General features: G+C 39.4%; 19 protein-coding genes and 4 pseudogenes. 21 read left to right on the top strand and 2 right to left on the bottom strand.

All coding sequences use genetic code 11. From position 1 onward, the window contains the following. The 21 genes and pseudogenes from JCM19043_RS08205 to JCM19043_RS17545 form a co-directional block, all read left to right on the top strand. On the top strand, positions 1 to 353 hold a 353-nt coding region (locus tag JCM19043_RS08205), incomplete at its 5' end, for a DUF4351 domain-containing protein (RefSeq protein WP_197274787.1). Positions 354 to 505: 152 nt separating this feature from the next. Then, the gene (locus tag JCM19043_RS08200; RefSeq protein WP_062321594.1) at positions 506 to 1,315 is read left to right on the top strand and encodes an ATP-binding cassette domain-containing protein; all 810 of its coding nucleotides are present in this window, start codon (positions 506 to 508) and stop codon (positions 1,313 to 1,315) included. Between the two features lies 1 nt (position 1,316). After that, positions 1,317 to 2,732 (top strand): hypothetical protein, encoded by a 1,416-nt coding sequence (locus JCM19043_RS08195; protein ID WP_062321592.1) that lies wholly within the window; start codon positions 1,317 to 1,319, stop codon positions 2,730 to 2,732. After that, positions 2,732 to 3,094, top strand: a complete 363-nt coding sequence (locus JCM19043_RS08190; protein ID WP_062321590.1) for a GntR family transcriptional regulator — start codon at positions 2,732 to 2,734, stop codon at positions 3,092 to 3,094. Before JCM19043_RS08195 ends, JCM19043_RS08190 begins: the two co-directional genes overlap by 1 nt. A 147-nt stretch (positions 3,095 to 3,241) precedes the next feature. Then, positions 3,242 to 4,657, top strand: coding sequence for a DEAD/DEAH box helicase (locus tag JCM19043_RS08185; protein WP_062321588.1), 1,416 nt, complete (start codon positions 3,242 to 3,244; stop codon positions 4,655 to 4,657). 349 nt (positions 4,658 to 5,006) lie between these two features. After that, the gene (locus tag JCM19043_RS08180) at positions 5,007 to 8,837 is read left to right on the top strand and encodes an endo-1,4-beta-xylanase (RefSeq protein ID WP_062321586.1); all 3,831 of its coding nucleotides are present in this window, start codon (positions 5,007 to 5,009) and stop codon (positions 8,835 to 8,837) included. Positions 8,838 to 8,916: 79 nt separating this feature from the next. Beyond that, complete coding sequence (locus JCM19043_RS08175; RefSeq protein ID WP_062321584.1) at positions 8,917 to 9,300, top strand: hypothetical protein; 384 nt, start codon at positions 8,917 to 8,919, stop codon at positions 9,298 to 9,300. A 240-nt stretch (positions 9,301 to 9,540) separates the two neighbouring features. Beyond that, positions 9,541 to 10,703, top strand: a pseudogene (locus tag JCM19043_RS08170) (sugar ABC transporter substrate-binding protein). Between the two features lie 126 nt (positions 10,704 to 10,829). Then, positions 10,830 to 12,351 (top strand): annotated as a pseudogene (locus tag JCM19043_RS08165) (ATP-binding cassette domain-containing protein). A gap of 11 nt (positions 12,352 to 12,362) precedes the next feature. Next, a pseudogene (locus JCM19043_RS08160) lies at positions 12,363 to 13,537 on the top strand (sugar ABC transporter permease). Between the two features lie 253 nt (positions 13,538 to 13,790). Then, positions 13,791 to 14,021, top strand: coding sequence for a hypothetical protein (locus tag JCM19043_RS08155; protein ID WP_062321582.1), 231 nt, complete (start codon positions 13,791 to 13,793; stop codon positions 14,019 to 14,021). Positions 14,022 to 14,023: 2 nt separating this feature from the next. Continuing rightward, complete coding sequence (locus JCM19043_RS08150) at positions 14,024 to 14,770, top strand: substrate-binding domain-containing protein (RefSeq protein ID WP_062321580.1); 747 nt, start codon at positions 14,024 to 14,026, stop codon at positions 14,768 to 14,770. After that, positions 14,757 to 16,229 carry a sensor histidine kinase gene (locus tag JCM19043_RS08145; protein WP_062321577.1) on the top strand — a complete coding sequence of 491 codons (1,473 nt, stop codon included), beginning with the start codon at positions 14,757 to 14,759 and terminating at the stop codon, positions 16,227 to 16,229. The genes JCM19043_RS08150 and JCM19043_RS08145 overlap by 14 nt, the downstream gene beginning before the upstream one ends. After that, positions 16,207 to 17,733 (top strand): response regulator, encoded by a 1,527-nt coding sequence (locus JCM19043_RS08140; RefSeq protein ID WP_062321575.1) that lies wholly within the window; start codon positions 16,207 to 16,209, stop codon positions 17,731 to 17,733. The genes JCM19043_RS08145 and JCM19043_RS08140 overlap by 23 nt, the downstream gene beginning before the upstream one ends. A gap of 52 nt (positions 17,734 to 17,785) precedes the next feature. Beyond that, complete coding sequence (locus tag JCM19043_RS08135) at positions 17,786 to 18,829, top strand: sugar ABC transporter substrate-binding protein (RefSeq protein ID WP_062321572.1); 1,044 nt, start codon at positions 17,786 to 17,788, stop codon at positions 18,827 to 18,829. A 173-nt stretch (positions 18,830 to 19,002) separates the two neighbouring features. After that, positions 19,003 to 20,592, top strand: a pseudogene (locus JCM19043_RS18795) (phospholipase D-like domain-containing protein). 251 nt (positions 20,593 to 20,843) lie between these two features. Continuing rightward, entirely contained in the window at positions 20,844 to 21,935 is a 1,092-nt protein-coding gene (locus JCM19043_RS18790; protein WP_369813827.1) for a DUF3427 domain-containing protein, read from the top strand. Positions 21,936 to 22,266: 331 nt separating this feature from the next. Then, positions 22,267 to 22,545 (top strand): transposase family protein, encoded by a 279-nt coding sequence (locus JCM19043_RS17560; RefSeq protein ID WP_256212399.1) that lies wholly within the window; start codon positions 22,267 to 22,269, stop codon positions 22,543 to 22,545. Continuing rightward, complete coding sequence (locus tag JCM19043_RS17555) at positions 22,503 to 22,685, top strand: hypothetical protein (protein WP_062321566.1); 183 nt, start codon at positions 22,503 to 22,505, stop codon at positions 22,683 to 22,685. Before JCM19043_RS17560 ends, JCM19043_RS17555 begins: the two co-directional genes overlap by 43 nt. Next, on the top strand, positions 22,686 to 23,024 hold the full coding sequence (locus tag JCM19043_RS17550) for an ISL3 family transposase (protein WP_062321565.1): 339 nt from the start codon (positions 22,686 to 22,688) through the stop codon (positions 23,022 to 23,024). Continuing rightward, positions 22,955 to 23,491 (top strand): transposase, encoded by a 537-nt coding sequence (locus JCM19043_RS17545; protein WP_307725269.1) that lies wholly within the window; start codon positions 22,955 to 22,957, stop codon positions 23,489 to 23,491. Before JCM19043_RS17550 ends, JCM19043_RS17545 begins: the two co-directional genes overlap by 70 nt. Positions 23,492 to 23,565: 74 nt before the next feature. On the opposite strand, the gene JCM19043_RS08105 is transcribed toward JCM19043_RS17545, so the two are convergent. Then, positions 23,566 to 23,973 (bottom strand): (deoxy)nucleoside triphosphate pyrophosphohydrolase, encoded by a 408-nt coding sequence (locus JCM19043_RS08105; protein ID WP_062321560.1) that lies wholly within the window; start codon positions 23,971 to 23,973, stop codon positions 23,566 to 23,568. A 50-nt stretch (positions 23,974 to 24,023) separates the two neighbouring features. Then, a complete protein-coding gene (locus tag JCM19043_RS08100; protein WP_062321558.1) occupies positions 24,024 to 24,584 on the bottom strand; it encodes a nucleoside triphosphate pyrophosphatase in 561 nt (186 codons plus the stop codon). Between the last annotated feature and the right edge of the window lie 89 nt (positions 24,585 to 24,673).

The following is a 24,673-nucleotide window of genomic DNA, read 5'->3' as shown; positions in this document are numbered from 1 at the left end:
GCATCGCCTATTTTGAAACGTTGATGCGGTATATTTTTAATGTAAGTGATGCATTCACTAAAAATGATATCCGTGATATAGTAAAAACATTAGAACAAGCCTATCCTATGGGGAGTGATGTCATGAAGACTATTGCTGATGTGTTACGAGAAGAAGGTATAGAACAAGGAATAGAACAAGGAGAACAAAAAGGCATAGCAAAAACATTGTTGGCCTTCCTCAGCCGAAAAATTGAGCACTTGCCTGAAGAAACAAAAGATAAGTTACGACAGTTAGATGGCCAAAAACTTGAAACAATTGTAAATGACTTTCATCAGATCGAGACAGTCGAGGACTTAAATAAATATCTTTAATTGTTGACTTATTTCATATGAATGACGTAAAAGACAGGTGAAGGCCTGTCTTTTTGTGTGGACATTTTTTGAAAATCTAAAGACAAGTGTTTTTCTTTTTTTGTTTTAGTGTTATAGTTAAGTGTAACACTAAAACATTATGAGGTGAGTACATGTTTCAATTAGAAAAAGTGTCATTTGACTATAGTGAAGAGCGTGTCTTTGACCGGATCAATCTTGACGTAACATCAGGGTCAGTTATTGGTATATTAGGACCGAACGGTGTCGGTAAGACAACGTTATTTCAACTACTGACAGGCTTGTATTATCCGAGTAGTGGGAATGTGAGCGTTCTAGGATATGAACCAAGATTACGAAACAAACAGTATTTAGAGAAAATCAGTTATTTACCAGAGACTTTACCAAATATTGAGCTATCCATTGGGGCATACGGTGAGTTGATTGGTCCGATGTATCCGAATTTTAGTCGAGAAAAGCTGACAGCTTATTTAACCGCCTTTGATTTAGAAGAAGATTTAAACTTGATTGACCTCAGTGCTGGAATGAAACGAAAAGCCTTTGTGTCGATTACTTTAAGTCTCGGTACACCGATGGTATTTCTTGATGAACCAACAAAAGAAATGGATTTAGAAGGACAACGTATCTTTAGGCAGCTGTTAATTGATGCGCAGTCTGATGGACGTATGATTGTGATTGCGACCCACCACTTAAGAGAATTAGAACCATTACTTGATCACGTTATAATTATGGACCGAAGAGGACATGTTGTGATTAATCACGCGACCAATGATTTGGACCAAGTCTTGTCGTTAAAAGAAGTAACAACGTTGCCTGACGAGACGATGTACTTAACGTATCAACGTTTACCCTTCGGATACCGGTTACTCTGTCATACACCGTCAAGTGAACCAACCGATATACCGTTGGAACTTGTTTATCAAGGTTTTGTAGGAGGTAAATAATATGGTGCGTTTTATTCATGCGAGTAGTCTCTATGGCAATAAAACATTTTTAAATATGTTTAATGCTATTACGATTTTACTCATCGCAGAAACGCTTATTAAATTTGGACTTAGTGAGTTGTTGTTTCAAGAAATAGACGCTGTTCCTGAACGCTTAGAATTACCCTTATATTTTTTCATTGCGTCCTTGTTGTTGGTGGGATTAACGGAGTATAATATCCGACTTATGAGAAAAGATGATAAGGTCACGACGATCAGGCTATTACCACAACGAACAGTAGTTAAGGTGAGTCTTTTCAGTTTCTTTCACGTCGCGTTACCGGTCTTGGCTATGATTTTTGCCATTCAATTTGTCCGCCCAACTATTCTAACAGCCGATGGGTTATATGTTTTAGGGGTAGTCGTACTCGGAGTATTTTTTACTCTACGGGCTTTATCAAAACCAACACAATCAACGAAGCAACAAGTCACCCATTGGTTTATCAATAGTGGCCTTGTTTTTATTGTTTCAGTCGCTTTTTATCTGAATGCGGGACTCGTCATCGTTAGTTTAGCTCTCATCACTGTAGGTGTATACCATTATGCCAAAGCGGCTTTTTCCGGGGAGAGAAGGACATATCAACGAGCGAAAAATAACCATGAACCAGCGTGGCTCATTCAATTGATTAAGAAACGTTACCTGAAAGTCAATCTACTTATTCACTATGACCGTCAGTTTTTTCTTCATCCGTTTCGTGAAGTGGCCGTCTTTACTGGGCAACTTATAGTCATTATAGGTCTAATCATTGTCTTCATGTTTCAAGACATGATGACGGCTAATTTTTCAACAATTGATCCTCAGATCATTACATGGTGGACGACCGTCTTTGCGGTTTTTTTCGTCATTTTAAATTTATCACAGATAAAGACAACCGACGTCACGCTGTTACCGTTTAAGCCATTTGAGCGTTGGTCACTCATTTCAGGATACCGCCATCTGAAAATTGTCTTGTTGTCTACTGCTGCTGTTGCGACTGTGTTGACCGTCATTCATGTTGGGTTTCGACTATTTTATCTGTTTAACTCACATCAGATGTATGACGTGAATGTAACATATATAGACTTCTTAATGACTGGTTTCGAGTCGTATTTTGTCGCTTTCATATATGTCTTAGGTTTCTATCATGTAACGTTGATTTTACATCACCTGTTTTTATTATTGACCCGTGATGCAAAACTCTATCTTAGAGAGGGATTTAATAAGAAAAGTCAATTAAGCTTTCTTTATATCATTGTCTTTCCGTTCCTTTTGTATGATTATATCTCAAATATACGGTTCATAACGAATACCGTTGATTTAAAGTATGTAGGTCTTGTCATTATCCTGTCACTCTTAATAGATTACTATGCCAATCGTAAACTGGAAGTGGTGACGTAATGACGGAACTTTTTAGTGAATATCAAAGCATCTACCGCCAAATCGCGGACAAAATAAAAAATCAGATCTTAAAAGGGGACTTAAAAAAAGGGGATAAACTCCCCTCCCTTAGAGCACAAGCCGTGGAACTTGAAGTAAATATAAATACCATCACAAAAGGGTATAATATATTAGAGAATGATGGTATGATTGAAAAACAACGTGGTTTGGGCTTCTTTGTGACAGAGGATGCCTACGTGCGCGCATTAACAGAGCGAAAACAACGGTTTCAAGAAGAGACGTTGCCGAAATTGAAACAAGAGCTTGCTTTATTAAATCTGTCAGAACAAGCGTTATTACAACTATTAAAGCAAATTAAATAACTTGTATTCAAATTGTATCAAACTGTTTCAGGTGAGAAATAATAAACAAAGCATCGTTTGATTAACGAGCGAGCAAACAATAAAACGTGGAGAAACTGTTCATTTTTTAAGTGGACAGTTTTTCTATTTAAAAGGAGATAAAAATCTATGCAAGATTTTACTATGTTGAAAGACGAGGCGTTATTACGCCGTTTAAATGAGAAAGGTTTTACGACACCCACACCCATTCAAGAACAACTCTTACCAATGATTGTGGACGGTAAAGATGTACTCAGTCAAGCTGAGACCGGTAGTGGTAAAACATTAGCCTTCTTACTACCCGTGTTAGACCGATTAGATTTTAATGCGAACGATCCATCCGTCCTCATTTTAACGCCAACACGTGAATTAGCGCTTCAGATTGAAGGGGTTGTGAAAGATATTGCGGTATACAAACGTTTAAAGCCCGTGACTGTGATTGGGGATATGTCTTATGAAGCCCAAGAAGTCCAACTGAAACAAAAAAGTCATATCGTCATTGGAACACCAGGCCGCGTCTTAGATTTAATGAGTAAAGGCACAATTAAACGCGCGCTGATTGATACGTTGATTATAGATGAAGTGGATCATTTATTTGACCGCGGGTTCGCGGAGACGATTGAAGAAATTATTAGCCTGTTACCTTATGAAAGACAAAATATTTATACCTCAGCAACAATGAGTGACGAGATTGAACCGTTTATTAACGAAACGTTAGTTGATCCTGTACGTGTGACAATTGAACCGAAAAACCAACAAGTGTTTGACCAAATCCGTGTCGATGTTGACCCTTACGATAAAATCGAAACGGTAGTGGATGTCCTAGTAGAAGAACATGTCTCTGAGGCAATTATCTTTTGTGAAGAGAAGCGCACGGTCGATGAAGTTGCTGATGAACTGAGTGACTTAGGGATTCCAGTCGTGCGCCTGCATGGTGATTTAAAACAGCCAGTAAGAATTAAAGCACTCAAACAATTTAAAGAAAAACATCGCTCGATTCTTGTCACGACGAATTTAATGGCTAGAGGGATGGATTTAATCGACTTACCACTTGTGATTAATTATGATTTAGCTTATACAGAAGATGTCTTTACGCACCGGATGGGGCGTACCGGCCGGATGGGTAAGAAAGGAAAAGTTGTGCATCTTCTTGCACCAGATGAACAAGCGAGCTATGAAGCGATGAAAGACAACCTCAAGTTTCATGACCGTGAGCTTACGTATCCACAACGAGAGAACAGTGATACAAAAGAGTATGTGAATATGCTCGGCCGCCAAAAGAAAGTCGAGACAAATGACTCTGTCACGACGCTATACTTTAACGGTGGTAAAGAGAAAAAATTACGGGCCTTTGATTTTGTTGGCACAATCAGTTCTTTGCCAGGTATGGATTTTAATGATATTGGTGCGGTGACGGTTTATCCGAGACATACCACTGTCGAAATCCTCAATGGTAAAGCCGAAGACGTCTTAAAGAAAATGAAGCATACGAAAGTAAAGAAAAAACAATTAAAAGTCCATATCGACCGAGAGACGCATCTTTAATATCGTCTCGTGAGATAAGGTTTTGATAAAGACTAGCTGAGTTATAGCGTAGCATCGCTGTTTCTCAAGCTTGTCTTTTTTTTGCATTATTTTCTTTGTCACTCATAACCCAATCTATAGTTTTTAAATCGTTCAACGGCAAGACTATATGAAAATCACTGTAAAATCAATAGATAACACAGGCATGACACGTTACGAAGTGACGTGATAACTAAACTTTTTGAAGAAGAGACTAAACCACCACTGGTACGCATAATGTAAGCGCTTCACTATAATAGAAAATATACGACTTTACATAGGAGAGGAGGCTAATGTTTCTTAATCACTTACTATTACTAGGAGGTCAAACATGTCAAAACAGAAGCAATCGAAATGGTTTATTTATTTCCTTATTACTTTGATGTTGTTACCTAACTTATCACCCCTTACTGTCTATGCTGAAACGAGTGATGTGATCTTGCATCATGATTTTGAAACAGATACCGATGGATGGGAAGCATTAGATTGGGGGGATTCGACTTCCCCACTCACGAGAGAATTAACTGAAACAGAGGCCTTTAGTGGCCAAAAGTCACTAGAGGTAAGCCGTGAGGCATACAATAGTAAGCTAAGTTTTAATCTTACAGACCAACTTATTGAAGGTGAGTCATATAAACTTTCCTTTAGTATAAAACTGAAAGAAGGAACGGAAACGTTACGTCTTGCTTCAAAACATAGTTATCCAGGGACAACCAATGAATACCCTTGGGTTATAGGGAATAATGAGGTTAGCACGGAATGGGTGACTTTTGAGTCTGAAGCGATTCATTACGAGCCAGGAACAACAGAATTTATCGTTTATATTGAATCAAATCAAGAAGTAGGAACACCAGCTGTGTATTATTTAGATGATATTCAAATGATTCAGCTTGAAGGTGAAGACACTCCTGAAGAACCCGAGGGAGAAGCTGTTTCGATAATTAAACACGATTTTGAAACAGAAACGCATGGTTGGGAAAAACTCAGTTGGAGTAATGAGGGTTTAACGACAGCTCTAACAACAGACGAAGCTTATACTGGAGATCAGTCACTAGAAGTGACGCGTACTGGCTTTGGTAGTAAGCTCAGTCTAAACTTAACGGATCAACTCACAGAAGGTGAGACATATAAACTATCGTTTTATTTAAAGCTTAAAGAAGGGACAGAACAACTACGTCTCGCATCTAAATATAGCTATCCAGATACATCCAACGAATACCCGTGGATAATTAATACAAAAGAAGTAGGAACAGAATGGGTAAGGTTCGAATCTGGTGAAATTAACTATATGCCAGGAACAACAGAATTTATCGTCTATTTAGAATCAGAACAAACTGAAGGGACACCGTCGGTGTATTACTTAGATGATGTCGAGGTCGTACATTTGGAAAAAGAGACGACTGACGATAAACCAGCAGCGGAGATATTATCACCGATTGATTTTGAATCAGGTGAAGCAAGTGGCTTTGTGGCGCGTGGTGAAGTAGAAGACCTGACCGTCACTGATGAAACAAACCACACACCAGACGGTTCGATGAGTTTAAAAGTTGAAAATAGAAGTCAAAACTGGCACGGACCATCACTCGATGTTTACAATTACGTTGACCAAGGAGAGTTATACGAGGTTTCTGCTTGGGTGAAGATGGTTGAAGGCTCAGATGAACTTAAATTATCAACACAAGTAGGCGCAGGTGATACGGCAAGCTACAACAATATCACCTCAGCTCAAGTCACAGCAAATGAGTGGGTGAATTTAAAAGGGACCTATCGCTATTCAAGTTTAGGTGGAGGTAATTTAAGTATTTATGTGGAAGGTGCGAGTGCAACGTCTAGTTTCTATCTTGATGATGTGACGTTCACAAAGCTTGAAACCGCTCCGATTGTCATCGAAGACATTACCCCAATTAAAGATGTCTACCAAGATGACTTTTTAATTGGAAATGCGGTCTCGATGTCAGAATTTGAAGGGATTCGCCTCGAGTTATTGAAAAAACACTTTAACTTAGTCAGTGCAGAAAATGCGATGAAACCAAGTTATGCGTATGATGATGAGGGGAACTTTGATTTTAATGCAGAGAAATTGCTTGTAGAAACAGCGATTGAAGAAGGTTTTGATATTCATGGCCACGTGTTAGTTTGGCACCAGCAATCACGTGACGCATTGTATCAAGATGAGGAGGGAAATCCGCTCTCCCGCGAAGAAGCACTAGAAAATATGTACACGCATATTGAGACGACGATGGCGGCGTTTAAAGACTATGACGATCACCTCATTTCATGGGATGTGGTGAATGAAGCGATGCTTGATAGCGCAAATGCCCCGTATGACGATTGGGAAAGTAACTTACGTCAATCAGGTTGGTACAAAGCCATTGGTTCTGACTACATTGAGCTCGCCTTTAAAAAAGCACGTGAAACAGCCGATCGCTTAGGACTTGACGTTGTTTTATACTACAACGACTATAATGATGATCAACAAAATAAAGCCCAATCGATCTATCATATGATTAAAGATATTAATGAACGTTACCAAGAAGAAAATCCAGGTGAGTTACTGATTCAAGGGATGGGCATGCAGTCACACTATAATATGAACACCAATCCTACAAATGTGCGCCTTTCAATGGAACGTTTCATTGAGTTAGGTGTTGAAATTGGTGTGACGGAACTTGATGTCACTGCTGGTTCTGGTGGGGTACAAACAGCTAAAGAAGCAAATCGTCAAGCTTATATTTATGCAGAGTTATTCTCACTTTACAAAGAACACGCAGAACATATTTCACGCGTGACCATTTGGGGTTTAAATGATGCGACGAGCTGGCGCGCAGAACAATCACCACTTGTCTTTGATGCTAACTTACAAAGTAAATTAGCTTATGAGGCAATCATGGACCCAGAGACATTCTTATTAAATTATGAAGAAGAACAGGTACCTGTTAGAGAAGGACAAGCAATAAAAACAGAAACAACGCCAATCTTAGACGGTGTGGAAGATGGGTTATATAAAGAAGCCATGACGCTTTCAGTTGACCGATTCCAACAAGCATGGTCAACAGCAACGGCCGAGGCGAAAGCTGTTTGGGATGATGATTTCTTATATGTCCTTGTCAATGTGACAAATGATGTCCTTGACGTGACAAGCGCAAATGCTTGGGAACAGGACTCAGTTGAGGTCTTTGTCGATCAATTAAACAGTAAAGCGCCTAACTATGATGCCGCTGAAGGTATTGGACAATACCGTGTCAATGTCGAGAATGTTCAATCATTTGGAAATGGTAATGTTTATGAGGGCTTTAAATCAGCGACGAAAGTCAATGGCACAAGCTATACAGTTGAGATGGCGATTCCATTAACGAACATCACACCATCAAATGAGACGGTTATTGGATTTGACCTTCAAATTAATGATGGAGAAGACGGGACAAGAGTCGGTGTCGCTACATGGAACGATACAAGTGGACAAGGCTTCCAAGACCCGTCTGTGTTTGGAGAAGTGACACTAGTATCTGATGATACTGATGAAACACCAACACCAGGCGAACCAGGAGAAGAAACCCCGACACCAGGTGAACCAGAAGAAGAAACACCAACACCAGGTGACGAAAATTCAACGAATAATGACACCGTGATTGGTTTATCAAAAGCACCGGTTCGTGTGTCTAAAGGTGAAACGATTGTTATTGAGGATTTAAAAGCGACGATTAAGATGCCAAACGACCTACCTGAAGGCACAACAATCACAGTTGGTACGTATGATGAGGAAACCTATACGGCCGCAAATGGCGAAAAGCTTAACGTTAGAGGAGAAATCATCACGGTTAACCTCGTGTTCCCGGAAGGTTTTGAGGGCTATGAAGGTGAGTTTAAATTAACTCTAGGTGTAAATGCCGATGCTGACAATCCAGCGGTCTACTACTTAGGCGAAGATGGCTGGGAATTACGCGGCGGTGATTACGACGAAGAGAACGGAGTTATTCGATTAATGGTCTCAGGCTTTTCTACTTATGGAGTATTTGAAACTGAAGTAGACGATGCCGCAGGTGAGACATTACCTGATACAAGTACGATGATGTTTAATTGGTCAGTGATTGGGGCTATATTACTTCTCGTAAGTGCGGGGTTATTCCGCGTAAATAAGCGTAAACAAACGGTTAAATATTAAACAATGAAGAAAGATCTCAAGCGGTCACCATGACCGCTTGTTTTCGTTCATAACTCGACACATGAGGAGGTTAAAGGATATGAAAAAGTATGGTAGGTATATACTGTTATCGCTATTGATCTTATTGGTCGGATGTAGTGAGAGCGCTACCTATGAAGCCGAAGATGACTACTTTAAAGTAGAAGCAACCATAACGGAAACAACCGATGACAGTGATACAAAGTTTGAGGTAGAGGCACAATTAACCCCGAAACAACCAATGGAAGCTGAATCATTTCACTACCAAATGGTCATCGAACCACTCGGTACGAGTGAAAAAACAGAAGATTACGATGAGGTTGTGGAACTTGAAGCGCTCACGATTCGAGACACATTCACAAGTGAAGAGGCTGTAAGTATCGATGACTTCACCTTAACGATTAAAGTAAACGAACTAGAAACAACCTATACGTTAACACGATAATGAAATAAGAATGGACATGACCATATTTACAGGTTATGTCCTTTTTTTCTTGCTTATAATCATGAGGATATAAATGAAAAAGTGATGAGAGTGACGTCTTTTGTTGTTAAAAAAATCACAAAGGATAAATCTTTCCCCTCAAGGATAATAATTTACCCGAAGTAGTGATTACGATAATAAAGCGCTTACATTATACTTCAAGTTGTAAGACAAATTAAATGATTTGAGAGGGGTTAAATTATGTTAAAACGTTCTAAGTTTTTATGGGTATTACTTGTTGGAGCCTTATTCTTTTCACTACTCGTCGGTTGTTCTGATACACAGACAGATGAAGGAAGTGGTGGCGATAGTGATGAAGGTACCTCAGATGAAGGGTCAAGTGATGATGCCATTGATGTAGGGATTATCTTACCAACACGTGACGAACCACGTTGGGTACAAGATGAGCAACGTTTCCGCGATGCCATTGCCGATTCAGACTATACAACGGAAATTCTATTCTCACAAGGGTCATCGGCGAATGAATTACAAAACGTTGAAACATTGATTAGCCGTGGGATTGATGTACTTATCATGAGTCCACATGATGGCGATGCTGCTGGTGCTGCCGCTAAAGCTGCCAGTATGGAAGGTATTAAAGTCATCTCATACGACCGCTTAATTACGAATACCGATGCAGTTGACTATTATGTCACCTTCGATAGCTTTGCGGTTGGAGAAGCACAAGGTCAATATTTAATTGATAACACAGACGGTTCTGGCATTCCACTTTACTTATATGCAGGAGCATCATCTGATAATAATGCGTTCCTCTTCTTTGAAGGCGCATGGAGTGTGCTTCAACCGAAAATCGCCGACGGCACATTTGTAGTCGCCAACTCAAGTGCCGCAGAAGAATTATCAAGTAAAAATGAGTTAACACGTGATGAATTAGGACAAATTCTTAACCAAGTTACAACAAACTGGGATCCAAACGAAGCGATCAACAAAGCACAAACGCACCTGACAAGTGCTGGGGCTGAGTTAAAAGGTGATGTTGCCGTTCTTGCGCCAAACGACGGGACAGCCCGTTCGATTGCTGATACATTTAGCTCAGACAGTGAAGTGACAAGCTACGTTATTACTGGACAAGATGCTGAAAAAGCTCCATCCAGTACATCATTGATGGCAAACAATCGATGACGGTCTTTAAAGATGTGCGTCGCTTAGTTGAAGATGCGATGGGTATGGCGATTACGATTCTTGATGGCAGTGACCCAGAAACAACAGGTTCATATGATAACGGTTCAGTCGATGTACCAGCACTTCAATCAGAAGTTATCACTGTTGACCAAGCCAATGTAGAAGCCGAACTTATTGAATCTGGTTACTACGAAGCCAGTGAATTTACTGGTTTAGAGTAAACAATAACGTCAGTCGTTAAAATCTAACATGTGTGTCTCTACTATATAACAGAATAATTTTTAGAACAGGATAGAATAGTGTCCCCCACTATTCTATCCGTTTTAAAACGAAGGTGGTGCGAGTCAATGGCAGATGTCATTTTAGAAATGGCCAATATCACAAAAACTTTTCCTGGGGTCAAGGCCCTTGATCAAGTAAACTTTCAAGTGGAAAAAGGTGAGATTCATTTTCTTGTCGGTGAAAACGGGGCAGGTAAATCAACCTTAATGAAAGTCTTAAGTGGCGTATACCCTTATGGCAACTATGAAGGCGATATTATTTATGAAGGTAAGGTTCAACAATTTAATAAAATTCAGGACAGTGTCAATGTCGGAATTGCGATTATTTATCAAGAACTCGCGTTATTCCCGGATTTATCCGTCTATGAAAATATTTATATGGGGAATGAAGTTAAAGACGGTGGCATTATCAATTGGAATCAGACCATTGTCAAAGCAAAAGAGATGTTACAGAAAGTCAATTTAAAAGTCAATCCAGAAACGTTGATCAAAGATTTAGGGGTTGGGAAACAACAACTCGTAGAAATCGCAAAAGCTTTAAGTAAACAAGTCAAGTTGTTGATCTTAGATGAACCAACCGCCGCTTTAAATGAAGATGATTCCGAGAATCTTTTAGAACTCATAAAAGAATTAAAAAAACAAGGCATTACCTGTATCATGATTTCACACAAATTAAAAGAAGTGGCAGCGATTGCCGATAAGGCAACGATCCTAAGAGACGGTCAAACGATTATCACCTTAGATGCGAAAAAAAGGCGAAATTGATGAACCAACAATTATTCGTCACATGGTTGGACGCGAGATGAATCAAATTTATCCAGAACGGGCGAATAGAAACATCGGTGATACGGTATTAGAACTTATCAACTGGTCTGCTTATGATACCCAGCTCGGTCGCGCGGTTGTAAAAGATGCCAACTTGCACCTTAAGCGTGGTGAAATTATTGGCATCGCTGGACTAATGGGCGCAGGACGGACAGAGCTTGCCTTAAGTATGTTTGGTAATCCGAAAAGCTATAAACTGATGGGCAGCATGGCACTAAATGGCCAAGCGCAAAACTTTAAACATACGAGTGACGCCATCAAAGCAGGTATGGCTTATGTGACAGAGGACCGAAAAGGGAATGGTCTCTTTTTACTTAATACGATTACAAAAAACGTGTCGGCCTCGAAACTATCTGGCATTGCACATAACGGCATTATTAATACAAATGAAGAAATCAAAGTTGCCGAACACTATAAAAATTCTCTCCACATTAAAGCCTCTTCGATTGAACAATTGGTAGGAAAACTGAGTGGAGGGAACCAACAAAAAGTCTCACTCGGTAAGTGGTTATTTGCTGGACCGAACATTCTTATTTTGGATGAACCAACACGTGGTATTGATGTTGGAGCTAAGTTTGAAATTTACTCCGTGATGAATACCTTAATTGAAAAAGGCATGAGTATTATCATGATTTCATCAGAACTCGGTGAAATATTAGGTATGAGTGATCGGATCTATGTGATGGCAGAAGGAAAAATCACCGGAGAGCTCGACAGGCAAGAAGCCGATCAAGAAAAAGTTATGGCACTAGCCACGAAGTAGGAGGAGAAATCATGAATCTTTTAAAAGAAACATCACATTTAATTAAAGACAATATCCGTGATTACGGCATGTACATCGCCCTCGTGGCCATTATGATTACCTTTAACGTGATGACGAGTGGAACGTTTATGTCTTCCCGTAACATTAGTAATTTACTTGATGCGAGTGGTATATTGCCGTCTTAGCCGTTGGGATGACGCTCGTCATTGTCATTCGTCACATTGACTTATCTGTCGGGTATGTGGCCGGGTTCTTAGGGGCAATTGCGGCCATATTACTGATGCAACAAGGCTTGTCTGTTTGGCTTGTCATACCGATTATCTTAGTCTTAGGTATTGTAATTGGTCTCATGAACGGCTTTCTTATTGCTCAACTCGGCATTCCTGCTTTTGTCGCCTCACTTGCAGGGATGTTAATCTTCCGCGGGGCGCTGTTACAAGTAACAGAAGGTACAGGGACAATTATTGTTCAAGATGATATTTTTAATGCGATTGGGAATGGTTACTTACCCGCGATTAAGTATTTCTATAATCGTCATGTCCTCACCTTAATAATTGGTGCTGTTGGCGTTGTTCTATACATCTTCTCAGAACTAAAAAATAGACATGATAAATCAAAATATAATTTCGACGTGATTTCGATGCCTATATTCTTAATAAAGTTAGTGTTTGTATCGGCCATCATCGCTTATATTACTTGGATTTTAGCAGGCTATAACGGGATTAGTTGGACACTGGTCATTGTATTACTCGTGACAATGGTGTATCACTTTATTACAAATAAAACAGTCCTTGGCCGTCAAGTGTACGCTGTCGGTAGTAATCCAGAAGCGGCCCACTTAAGTGGGATCAATGTTAAAAACGTGACTTACATGGTGATGGGCTCGATGTCCATGCTGGCAGCACTTTCTGGTATTTTATATACGTCACGGTTACAATCTGCCACAACAACCGCTGGGATGTTGTTTGAACTTGATGCGATTGCGGCAGCTTATGTTGGTGGGGTCTCCTCTGCCGGCGGTGTTGGAAAAGTAACAGGAGCGATTATTGGGGCGATTGTTATGGCCTCCCTCACAAACGGGATGAACTTGCTCGGTGTCGGAATTTCTTATCAATATATGATCCGCGGGGGCGTTTTAGCTGGTGCGGTTATCTTTGATGTCATCACAAGAAAACGCGGCAAATAATGACGAGATCAACCAACGCACTATAGCAATAACTCACTATAAATAATGAGTCAACAATGAAGCGCAATGACCCCGAAAAGCATGACTGACGGGGTCTATTGTCGTATTTTCAAGAAAGAACAGCGAATGATAGGCAGCTCTTGAGTTAATTATGATTAAAAAATATAATACCAACAGCACATACGTTTTGTGATAGAATATGAAGAGCGACGATTCTTTCGTCTAGTGTCTTTCAACAAGAGGAGTTGTCATTATGCGCAAAATTGTAACCGCTTTATTTATAGGGATGTTAATCTTGACAACGTTATTTACCTTGCAATCATTGACACATGTCTTATCTGTTGATATCGATTTACCAACGGGAGACACATCAGAAGATGATGCAAAACGACTTGTGCTCATTACAGACCAAATGGGGACGCCTTTTTATGATGCCATCGTTAAGGGCGCACGGGCGGCAGCCTTCATCAAGGGATGTCTCTAGAGGTGCTCGGCTATGCGAATCAAAATGAGGAAGCCTTACTTACCGACTTAGAGCGGTCAATTTATGCGAAAGTTGATGGCATTATTGTGCAAGGAAAAGATACAGAAGCGTTTAAAGAATTAACGAAAGTAAAAGCGGCTTTTTATAGTATACCGGTAGTCACCATCGCAGAAGATGTCCCGATTGAAGAAAGTCTAAGACGGACGTACGTCGGATCTAATCACTTCCAGATGGGGCAAACATTAGCCAACGTGGTGACAGAAGATTATCAAAGCTATGAGACAGTCGTTATTTATTATGATGAGACGCGTCCTTTTTATCAACGAGAGCGGCTACGAGGGGCGGCGGCAGTCCTAAATGAATCAGAACTTACGGTGCAATATATTGGCCTTCCGGCCTCGACCGATGAAGCCATCTTACAGACACAACGTGCGCTTAATCAGTATCCAACGTTTGATGCGGTGATGATTTTAGATGCCCAGCTGTCCTCTATTGTCATAGAGGAAATTAAACGTCGCCGCCAAATTGAACCACTCGGGATTTATACATTTGATGAACAACGAAATTTAGATCTTTTACTTGACCAAGGAGAGATTGATGCCTTAATCAAACAATCTCCAGAAAAAATGGGAAGTATGAGTGTAGAGGTCCTTAGTGAATGGATCAATAATGAGCGTGATCATCTAGAGTTTTCAGGTTATTTAACCCCATTCTCTGTTGAGAGGGGGAAGAGTGATGCACAAGATTAAACATAAAGTGGCCCTTTTTATGATAATAGTTATCTCAACGTTATTTGTGATTTGGCTGTCGTTAACGTACTTTAATCGACAAACACAAAATAATTATAATGACATTTTAGCGCGCTATTTAATCTTAAATGAAGCCAACACGAAAAGTGACACATTAATGACGACCTTAAGCGGCCTACTAACAGAACGAGTTGATGTTGACTCGCCGAGCCTCAATCAATTGGAGCGTGAATGGCGTGAGATTCAGCGCTTAGAGAATCGACTAGCAGACCTTGAAAATAGCAGCAACATAAACGCACTTACTAACTACATTCATTTACTTGATAGCTTAGTTGAATCAACCGATCGTGCGATGCGTCTCTATGAACAACAAGACATTGACCAAGCAGAACGAGAGCTGAATGATGCGATTCGGATTCAAACATATATTTCAGATACGACCTTGCAGTTACTTGATCAAGAATTAAAAACATATGATAGTTTTTATCGCGGCATGATCGAGCAATCACGTGCGATTAATACCTTTGGGTTTTGGTTACTTATTTTACTGGTGCTTGTTTTAATCGCGGTGACGTATTTATTTCAGCGACAAATCACTCATCCGATTCATCAACTAACCCGGGCAGCTAATGGTCTATCATTAGGTAACTTAGACCAAGAGATACAAATTGACTCTCAGGATGAACTGGCCTTTTTAGGTAAAACATTTAACCGAATGCGTGAGAATATTAAACAACTGATTCATGAAATCAATGAAAAAGCAAAAGTAGAAAAAGAATTGAGTGAATCAAAAATGCTACTCCAACAAACACAGCTGAGAAGTTTACAAAGTCAAATCAATCCACACTTTTTATTCAATACGCTCAATACCGTCTCGAAAAAAGCTTACTTAGAAGATGCTTATGAAACAAGTGATTTACTTGTCTCCATTGCTGATTTGTTGCGGTATAACTTAAAGCAACTTGACCGAGCCGTGACGTTAGCCGATGAAATTAGAGTCATAAGGCAATACATTCAAATTCAACAAACAAGGTTCAGTGACCGTCTCGTCTACACAGAAGAAATTGATTCCACCTTACTCGGAAGTCATATACCTGCCCTTACCCTGCAGCCTATCATTGAAAATGCGGTGATTCATGCGGTTGAACCATACCAAAAGGGTGGTCAAATTACGTTAAGAGTTTTTAAACAAGGCTCATATACTCGAGTAGAAATTAGTGATGATGGTCCTGGCATGGAAGATGAGACGATTAATCAATTATTCTCAGGAAAGTTAATGCCAAAAGAAGGCCATTCGACGGGGATTGGTTTTACCAATGTGATTAAGCGGATGCGCTTATTTTATAATCAAGATCAGCTTGTTTATATTGACTCGTATAAAAATCGCGGCACCAAGGTAAGTTTATTGTTGCCGGAGATGAAGGGGGAACAACAGGATGAAACTGATGATCGTAGATGATGAGCGGGTTGAACGCGAAAGTATGAAACAAATATTAACGAAAAAATTCTCAAACCTTGAGATTATTCTCGCAGAGAATGGACAAGAAGCGGTACAAATGGCGAGTGAATATCAACCAGCTATCGTACTTATGGATATTAAGATGCCGGAGATGAATGGACTTGATGCGATTCGTTTAATTAACGAATCGACACAACGCATTAAATTTGTGATGGTTACGGCATATGATACATTTGATTATGCGAAACAAGCGATTACTTTAGGCGTAAAAGATTACTTACTGAAACCAAGTAAAATCTCAGATATAATCGAGACCGTCAATAAAATCATAAAAGAAGTCGAGACTGAACAAGAAGAACAACAAGCGACAATGAAAGTGAAAAAAGAGCTCGCGCAATCAAAAAAAGTCATTGAACGCGATCTTGTGACGCAATTGTTACTCGGACATGTGCATGACGTAAAAGCGCCGTTATTGTTGGATTATTTAAATAAGAATATTGGCCTTGGTTACGGGGTGATTATTTTAAAGTTCGACCATGTCCCGCTTTATTCATATGATGAATTGATCCAAGAGTTATCAATAGATGAGACGTGCCTAATTGGGCCTCTCTATCACCGACAATTGCCGATTGTCGTGTTCCGGAATGAACAGTCTTTCCGTCAACAACTCACATATTTAACCCGGCAGATCAGACAACGATTTGAAACGCTTAAACAACCGGTGAAGATGGGTGTAAGTGACGAGGCGTTATCGATTGATCAATTAAACAAGAGTTATCAAGAAGCGGTCATTAGTGCAATGGAAACACGTCGGGATTATCACGTTTTATTCTATAGCGATGTACCAAAGGCCACGCACCTTTGTGAGCGCCAATTAGATGCGTATATCTACCGAGACTTTTTTGACCAGTTACGGTTAGGTAAATGGACAGATATTGAAAAACACCTAATAGATATTTCGCTCTGTTATGAATCAGAACAGGTCCCCTTAGCGGACTTTCGGTCACGTTTAGTCCAACTCATTCAACTGATGGGTCAAACGCTTGAAGAGCTGCATATGAAGATTGCCTGGCAAAAGTATCATTTTAAAGCCGAGGACTATACATCGCTGAAGGAAGAATTAAAAGGCTACCTTCATCACATGCGTGATGCACTGAAGACCTATCAAGGAGAGTTAAATGATGATTGGTTTACGAAGATGACGCACTACATTGAAACGCATATTAAGGAAGATTTATCGTTAGAACAATTGAGCGCAGAAGCTGAGTTAAGTCCGATTTATGTGAGTAAAGTCTTTAAGGAACGCCTCGGTATGAATTATATCGAGTTTTTAACGACCTGCCGGATTGATGAGGCAAAACGCCGGTTACTTGAAACAGATGAGTCGATTAAAGCTATTGCGGTCGATGTCGGTTATCACGATGCGAATTATTTTGGTAAGGTGTTTAAAAAAGTAACCGGCGAAACACCGAACGCTTACCGAAAACAATTGATTTATAAGTAACGTGGGTGTAGGTAATGATTTGATGTTGCCCAGACAAAGAGGGGGGAGATCGATGATACAAAGACTATGGATGATCAGTGTCATATTTATACTAGTGGGCTGTCAGACGCCTCCTGAACCAATCCATGATGAAGAAATAGAACCAGTACAATCCTTGTCTGTGGATGATATTACCGTCGGTTTATCCATGGATACGCTGATTGAAGAGCGTTGGCAAAAAGACCGTGATATGTTTTCTGAAGCGGTTCAAGAGTTAGGTGCTGATATTATCGTGAAAGCGGCCAACGGCAATGATGCGCTTCAAATTGCGCAGGCTGAACGAATGATTTCAGATGGAGTGGATGTGTTAGTACTCGTCCCGCATAATGCGGAAGCGGCCGCAACCATTGTCGGTAGAGCACAAGCGGCAGGGATCCCTGTGATTTCGTATGATCGTTTAGTTAAGAATGCGAATGTTGATTTATATATTTCCTTTGATAATGAAGAAGTGGGGCGCTTGCAAGCAGAAGCGATGCTAAAGGCTGTCCCGTCGGGACAGTATGTCTACATTGGCGGCGCAAGTACCGATAATAACGCACACTTGATGCGTGAAGGCGTCTATGAAGTCTTAAAGCCTCATATCGATGCAGGACGCATACAAGTCGTCTATGATGAATGGACCGACGCCTGGAAACCGAGTGAAGCAAAAGCAAACATGTTGGAAGCACTATCAGCTAACGATCACGACATTGATGCGGTCATTGCCGCAAATGATGCCACGGCTGGAGGTGTGATCGAAGCACTGAAAGAAGCCGGTATCGAACAGACGATTCCCATTGTCGGTCAAGATGCTGAACTACAAGGCATTACTCGCTTAATTGATGACCAACAACTCATGACGGTCTATAAATCTATCAAGGCCCTTACTCAAAAGGCAGCGGAAGTCGCCATTAAACTGGCAAAGGATGAACCGCTAGAAACGAGTCATTTGATCAACAATGGCAAAAAAGATGTGCCAACCATCTTTTTAACACCGGTCAGTGTCACAAAAGAGACGATTAAAGAAACAGTGATTGATGATGGGTTTCATTCACATGAATCAATTTATTTAGAGTAATGTAACTGTTATAGGCTGTTCCTCAACATGAGTGAACGGTCTTTTTCATGATGAAAATTAAAGAAAACGTTGGGCTGAGCGAGATGAAAGATAAGAAAATAAGAAAAGGGATACAGATAAGCGGCAATCTTTGGTAAAATGAACGTAACACCAAAGAAAAGCAGGTGATCGACATGGAAGCATGGTTAAATGAACTAGAACTAGGTATACAAAAAGGTTTGATTGATAAAACCATTCCTTATTCAGGGCAATTTGAGCCGCAGTTATTAATGAACCACCAACAGAAAAAACAAGATGTCTTAACGACACTGATTGATGAATTAAGACAATCACAATCGTTTAAATTTGCGGTGGCTTTTATTACTGAGTCAGGTATCCAAACATTAAAAGCTCATTTGTTGGATTTACATAGAAAAGGTGTAACAGGACAACTGATCACTTCAACATATAATTACTTTAATCAACCAAAAATGTTTCAAGAGTTGTTAAAGCTAAAAAATCTAGAAGTAAGAATTTCGGACGTTGATGGTTTTCACTCCAAAGGTTATATATTTGACCAAGGAGGATACCACTCATTAATTGTCGGGAGTACGAATTTAACGGCGAGTGCATTAAAAGTCAATTATGAGTGGAACATCAAACTAACGTCACACGAGCATGGCGCGATCATTGATCACTTCACGACACAGTTCAATGAGATGTGGCAAGATAGTGTCCCATTGACCACTGAATGGATCAATCACTACCGAAAAGCCTATCAAACACAAAACATTCAAACGGTGGCTGAGTTTCCGGCAAGCTATCACAATAAATGGTCTGATGCTTTAAAGATTGAACCAAATAAGATGCAGGTCCAAGCCTTAATGGGGATTGAAGCAGTTCGCCTGCGCGGGGAATCCCGTGCCCTTGTCGTTTCAGCAACCGGAACCGGTAAAACATACTTAGCCGCTTTTGATGTGAGACGAGTGAGCCTAATCGTTTATTGTTTATTGTCCATAGAGAACAAATTCTTAAAAAAGCAATGGCTGATTTTAGGCGTGTAATTGGTGGTAACGATGACGATTATGGGATTCTCTCTGGTTCCAGTAAAGATGTCGGGGCGCGTTATTTATTTGCGACCGTTCAGTCATTATCAAAAGTTAAGACATTAAATGAATTTGATTCCGAATGGTTTGATTATATTTTAATTGATGAAACCCACCGGGCGGGGGCAACTAGTTATCAAAAGATTATTGATCATTTTAAACCAGATTTTATGTTAGGGATGACAGCAACGCCAGAGCGAACCGATGGCTATGATTTGTTTAAGCTATTCGATTACAATATCGCCTATGAGATTCGTCTACAAGAAGCATTGGCGGAGGATTTACTGGTCCCGTTTCATTATTTTGGAGTGAGTGATTATGAAGTTGATGGTCAGATAAGAGAAGATCTATCGTTTCAGGACCTGGCAATTAATGACCGGGTGATGCATATTCGTGAGAAATTAGAATACTATAGTTTTTCAGGTGAAAGGCCACACGGTCTCATTTTCTGTGCAACAAAAGAAGAAGCGAAAGACTTGTCAATGGCATTAAATCAAACTGGACTACAAACCATTAGTTTAACTGGGGATAATAGCCAAGAGGAACGTGAGCGACGAGTAAAGGAATTAGAAGACGGGGTGCTTGATTATATTTTAACGGTCGATATCTTTAACGAGGGGATTGATATCCCGAAGATTAATCAAGTGGTCATGCTCAGACAAACCGAGTCCAGCATAATTTTTGTGCAACAATTAGGTAGGGGACTTAGAAAACATGAATCAAAAGCCTTTCTAACCGTGATTGATTTTATCGGTAATCATGAGAATAACTATTTAATTCCGATCGCTTTGTATGGTGATCAAAGTTACAATAAAGATCAACTGCGCCGACAACTTGTTGAACGGAGCCGAGGTATACCAGGTGAATCGACCATTAATTTTGAACGCATTGCTGAAGAACGTATTTTTGAAGCGATTGATCAAAAGAATATGTTGCTGAAAAAGGACTTAGACCAAGATTATTTAACATTAAAATATAAAGTAGGTAAAATACCGACAATGATGGACTTTGTGGCACACGGATCGCGCGATCCGATGAGTTATGTCCGGTACAGTAAATCTTTCTATCGTTATATTGTAAAAGTAGAAAAATTAAAACAAACACTTTCAGAAAAAGCAGATAAAAGTTTAATTTACCTATCTCAACACGTCTTAAACGGTGTTCGGCCACACGAAGCGTTGTTGTTTCAACAACTGATCGACAATGTTGAAATAAAAGAAGAGGTCTATTTAGATAAAATGACTATGGATGTCTATGATGACTTTACTGAAGATATTAGAACGTCTGTGTTGCGCAATATGAATTTGCAGTATTATCAAGAAAATTATGATAAGAAGCGACGGGCACCGCATGACTTTTTATCTGTTCGGTTTGTTGACTATGATGAAGAAACAAAGACATATAAACGACACCCGATCTTTACCGAACTCCTCCTAGAGCCTGAATTTAAAGCTTCGTTGTCTGATCAAGTAAGTTATGCGCTTTATCTGTATGATGAGAAAAGACAAGGACATGAAGTATGTAACGGCTTTATGTTGTACGAGAAATATACCCGTCAAGATGTGTTTCGGTTATTATTATGGGATGAGAATCCACTCGCACAAAATGTAGGGGGCTACATTATTAGTCAAGATAAATCTAACTGTGCCATCTTCATTAATTATCATAAAGAAGATGATATAAGTGAAACGACGAAATATGATGATCAATTTTTATCACCACAAATATTTCAATGGATGTCTAAGTCAAAACGAACATTAGCCTCTCCTGATGTTAAAGCGATTCAACGCTATAAGGAACATGACATGCGCCTACCGCTATTTGTGAAAAAACATAATGATGAAGGATTGTCTTTTTACTACATGGGTGATGTCGAACCTATTCCGGAATCATTTGAAGAGAGGCAGATGGAAACAGCTAAAAAACCTGTCTCGATTGTTAAAATGATATTAAAAATGAAAACACCTGTTGAGAAAGGTTTGTATGATTATTTAACAGAAAAATCGATAACGGGTGACTAGTTATCATGCTAGATGCGATAATATAACGGCTTGTTAATTCGCAACAAAAAAGAACAGACACTTATAAAAAATGGTTGTATAATATTTGGTGTTGGTGAAGGGGTTTTAAGTGAGACAGAGATTGCTCACTAAAATAACTTACTGGCACCTTTTTCTACCTAAATATAGAAAATAAATGCGTTTCCCTGTATTATTAGTTTTAACCACAAAACCATTAGGAGGGAATTCTCTTATCTATATCAAGAATCGCCTTTGATATTCAAGCTGAAAATATAATTTTTGAAGAGGATTATGCCCGCGCGGCAAAAAGTACGGCCATGCTTGCACATTCCTGGAAGGCAAACTCACGTATACTCCGACGCACTGTGATCACTGTCATGTTGAAAACGAAGACTATACCATTATTAAAAATGGTACAAAGACGTCGACAATTTTTATTCCAGCTGGGGGAACTAAAAAGACATATCTCGAATTAAGAAAACAACGTTTCTATTGTAAACATTGTCAAGCAACGTTCGTGGCGAAAATATCGTTAGTTAATGAGGGATGTTTTATCTCGAAAGATACATGTCTTCAAATGGGGGTAAAACAGCTGAAGCTCGTTCAGTAAAGGATATTGCACGTGATTGTGCTATCTCTCCAACAACGGTTCAACGTGAAATTAATAAGGCGAGTCAAGAGCTTCAAACATACGATCGAACGTTACCTGAAAACCTTTCTTTCGATGAATTTAAGGTCGCAAAAGGATAGATGGCTTTTATCAATATTGATGTGGCTTCTGGTGATATCTTAGACATACTCCCACAGCGTGATGGGCGCACGATTCGAAACCACTTTACGACGTATTTTACCTTTAAACAGCGTAAAAATGTGAAGACAGTAACGATTGATATGAACGCCAGTTATCAAAGGGTGATTAAGGACCTGTTTCCTAACGCTAAAATCATTATTGATTGCTTCCACATCGTTCAGTTAATGACGCGAGCGATGAATAAAACGCGTGTCAAGATCATGCAAGCATTCAACACATCAACGGTGAAGATAAAAAGAAATATCGCCGACTTAAGCGATACTGGCGACTGTTACTGAAACCCAACGAAGAACTTTCAAGTACAGATTACAAGCACTATACCTTGTTTGGTCCATTACCATCTAAAGCAGTCGTTGATACCATGTTAGATTATTCTGATGAACTAAAAGCAAACTATAACTTACTTCAAAGCTTCTATAAAGCTTTTGACGATAGGAACTTTGACGATCTCGAAGAGATCGTGAGAAAGAAACTTGATGCCAGCATTTCTAGTTATATGAAAATGAGTATAAAGACCTTACGTTTACATTTACCACACGTTCAAAATAGCTTTGACTATACGTACAATAACTACCGCATTGAAGGTATTAATAAAATCATAGTCTTAAATCGTGTCGCTTATGGTTATCGTAATTTAAAAACTATAAGAACCGTATTCTTTTACATTTTGCGTACAAACCAGTTGAACCACATAAGAAAAAATCACAAAATAAAACACATGTTTCAGCTGCATAAAAAGAACTGAAACATGTGAAATATAAGCTTGAAATTATTGGTTAAAACTTCTCGCCAACACCATTTGACAAAGAACCTAAAAAATTAGTGTCTGTTCTTTTCATTGATTAATTGTTCTACAATCGGAATGTCGGCAGGTGCCCAGTTTAAACTGAGTAAGTTTTCACGTTGTAACCAAACATATTGAGCATGTTCAGTTAAGACGGGGTCTTGATCGATCAACTTGGCTTTAATCGCAATCAAATTGATGGTGAAACTGTCATAGTCATGTGTTGTTTCAGTGAATATGACTGAATCAGTTGCGATCAAACAATTGAATTCTTCTTGGATTTCTCGCTGAAGAGCGGAAAAAATATCTTCATCTTGTTCTACTTTCCCCCCAGGAAACTCCCACATGTTTGGCAAAGACATGGCCTGCGATCGTAAAGCGCAGAAAATATCCTGCTTGTCATTTTCTATAATAGCCGCAACGACTCGAATTTTTTTCTTCATTTTAACTTCTCCCCTTAAAGTTACGATTGAGTCTACTTACATTGCATAGACTAGTGATCGTTAAAGTTTTTTAACACTTGCATGAGCCGACCAATTGGTAAACCAACAACATTATAATAATCCCCATCTATTTTCTTAATGAACGGGGCCGCAAGGCCTTGAATCCCGTAGGCACCAGCTTTGTCGTAGGGCTCATCTGTTTCGATATAGTCATTGATTTCTTCATCTGTAAGGGGATAAAATATAACTTTGGTTGTCTCCACAAACAGCTCTTGTTTATGTTTGGAGTTTACTAAAACCCCAGTATGTACCTCATGTGTTTGACCGCTTAAAGCACGCATCATCGTATAAGCTTCTTGTTTTGTTTTCGGTTTTTCAAATATCATATTCTTATAACTTACAACAGTATCAGCTGTAACAATGATCTCATCATCAGCTTCAAAAATTATACTCGCGGCTTTTAGTTTACAGAGAGCGGATACCTTTTCAATTGGTTTGGTTGTTTTGATTTGTGATTCATCGACGTTCGGTGTACGCACGGTAAAATCAACATTCACTTGTTTTAAAATATCTTGGCGTCTAGGTGAACCGGATCCTAATATGAGTTGCATAAACTTCTCCTTTATCTTGATTATGATGATAATCATCACCGTATATTGTATTAGTTCATTGTTTATCATAACATATTTTTTCCGACCTA

The organism is Halolactibacillus sp. JCM 19043 (assembly GCF_001310395.1).
Classification (GTDB): domain Bacteria; phylum Bacillota; class Bacilli; order Bacillales; family Amphibacillaceae; genus Halolactibacillus; species Halolactibacillus miurensis.
The sequence above is the reverse complement of the archived record's forward strand: the minus strand, read 5'-3'. Positions and strand labels throughout refer to the sequence as shown.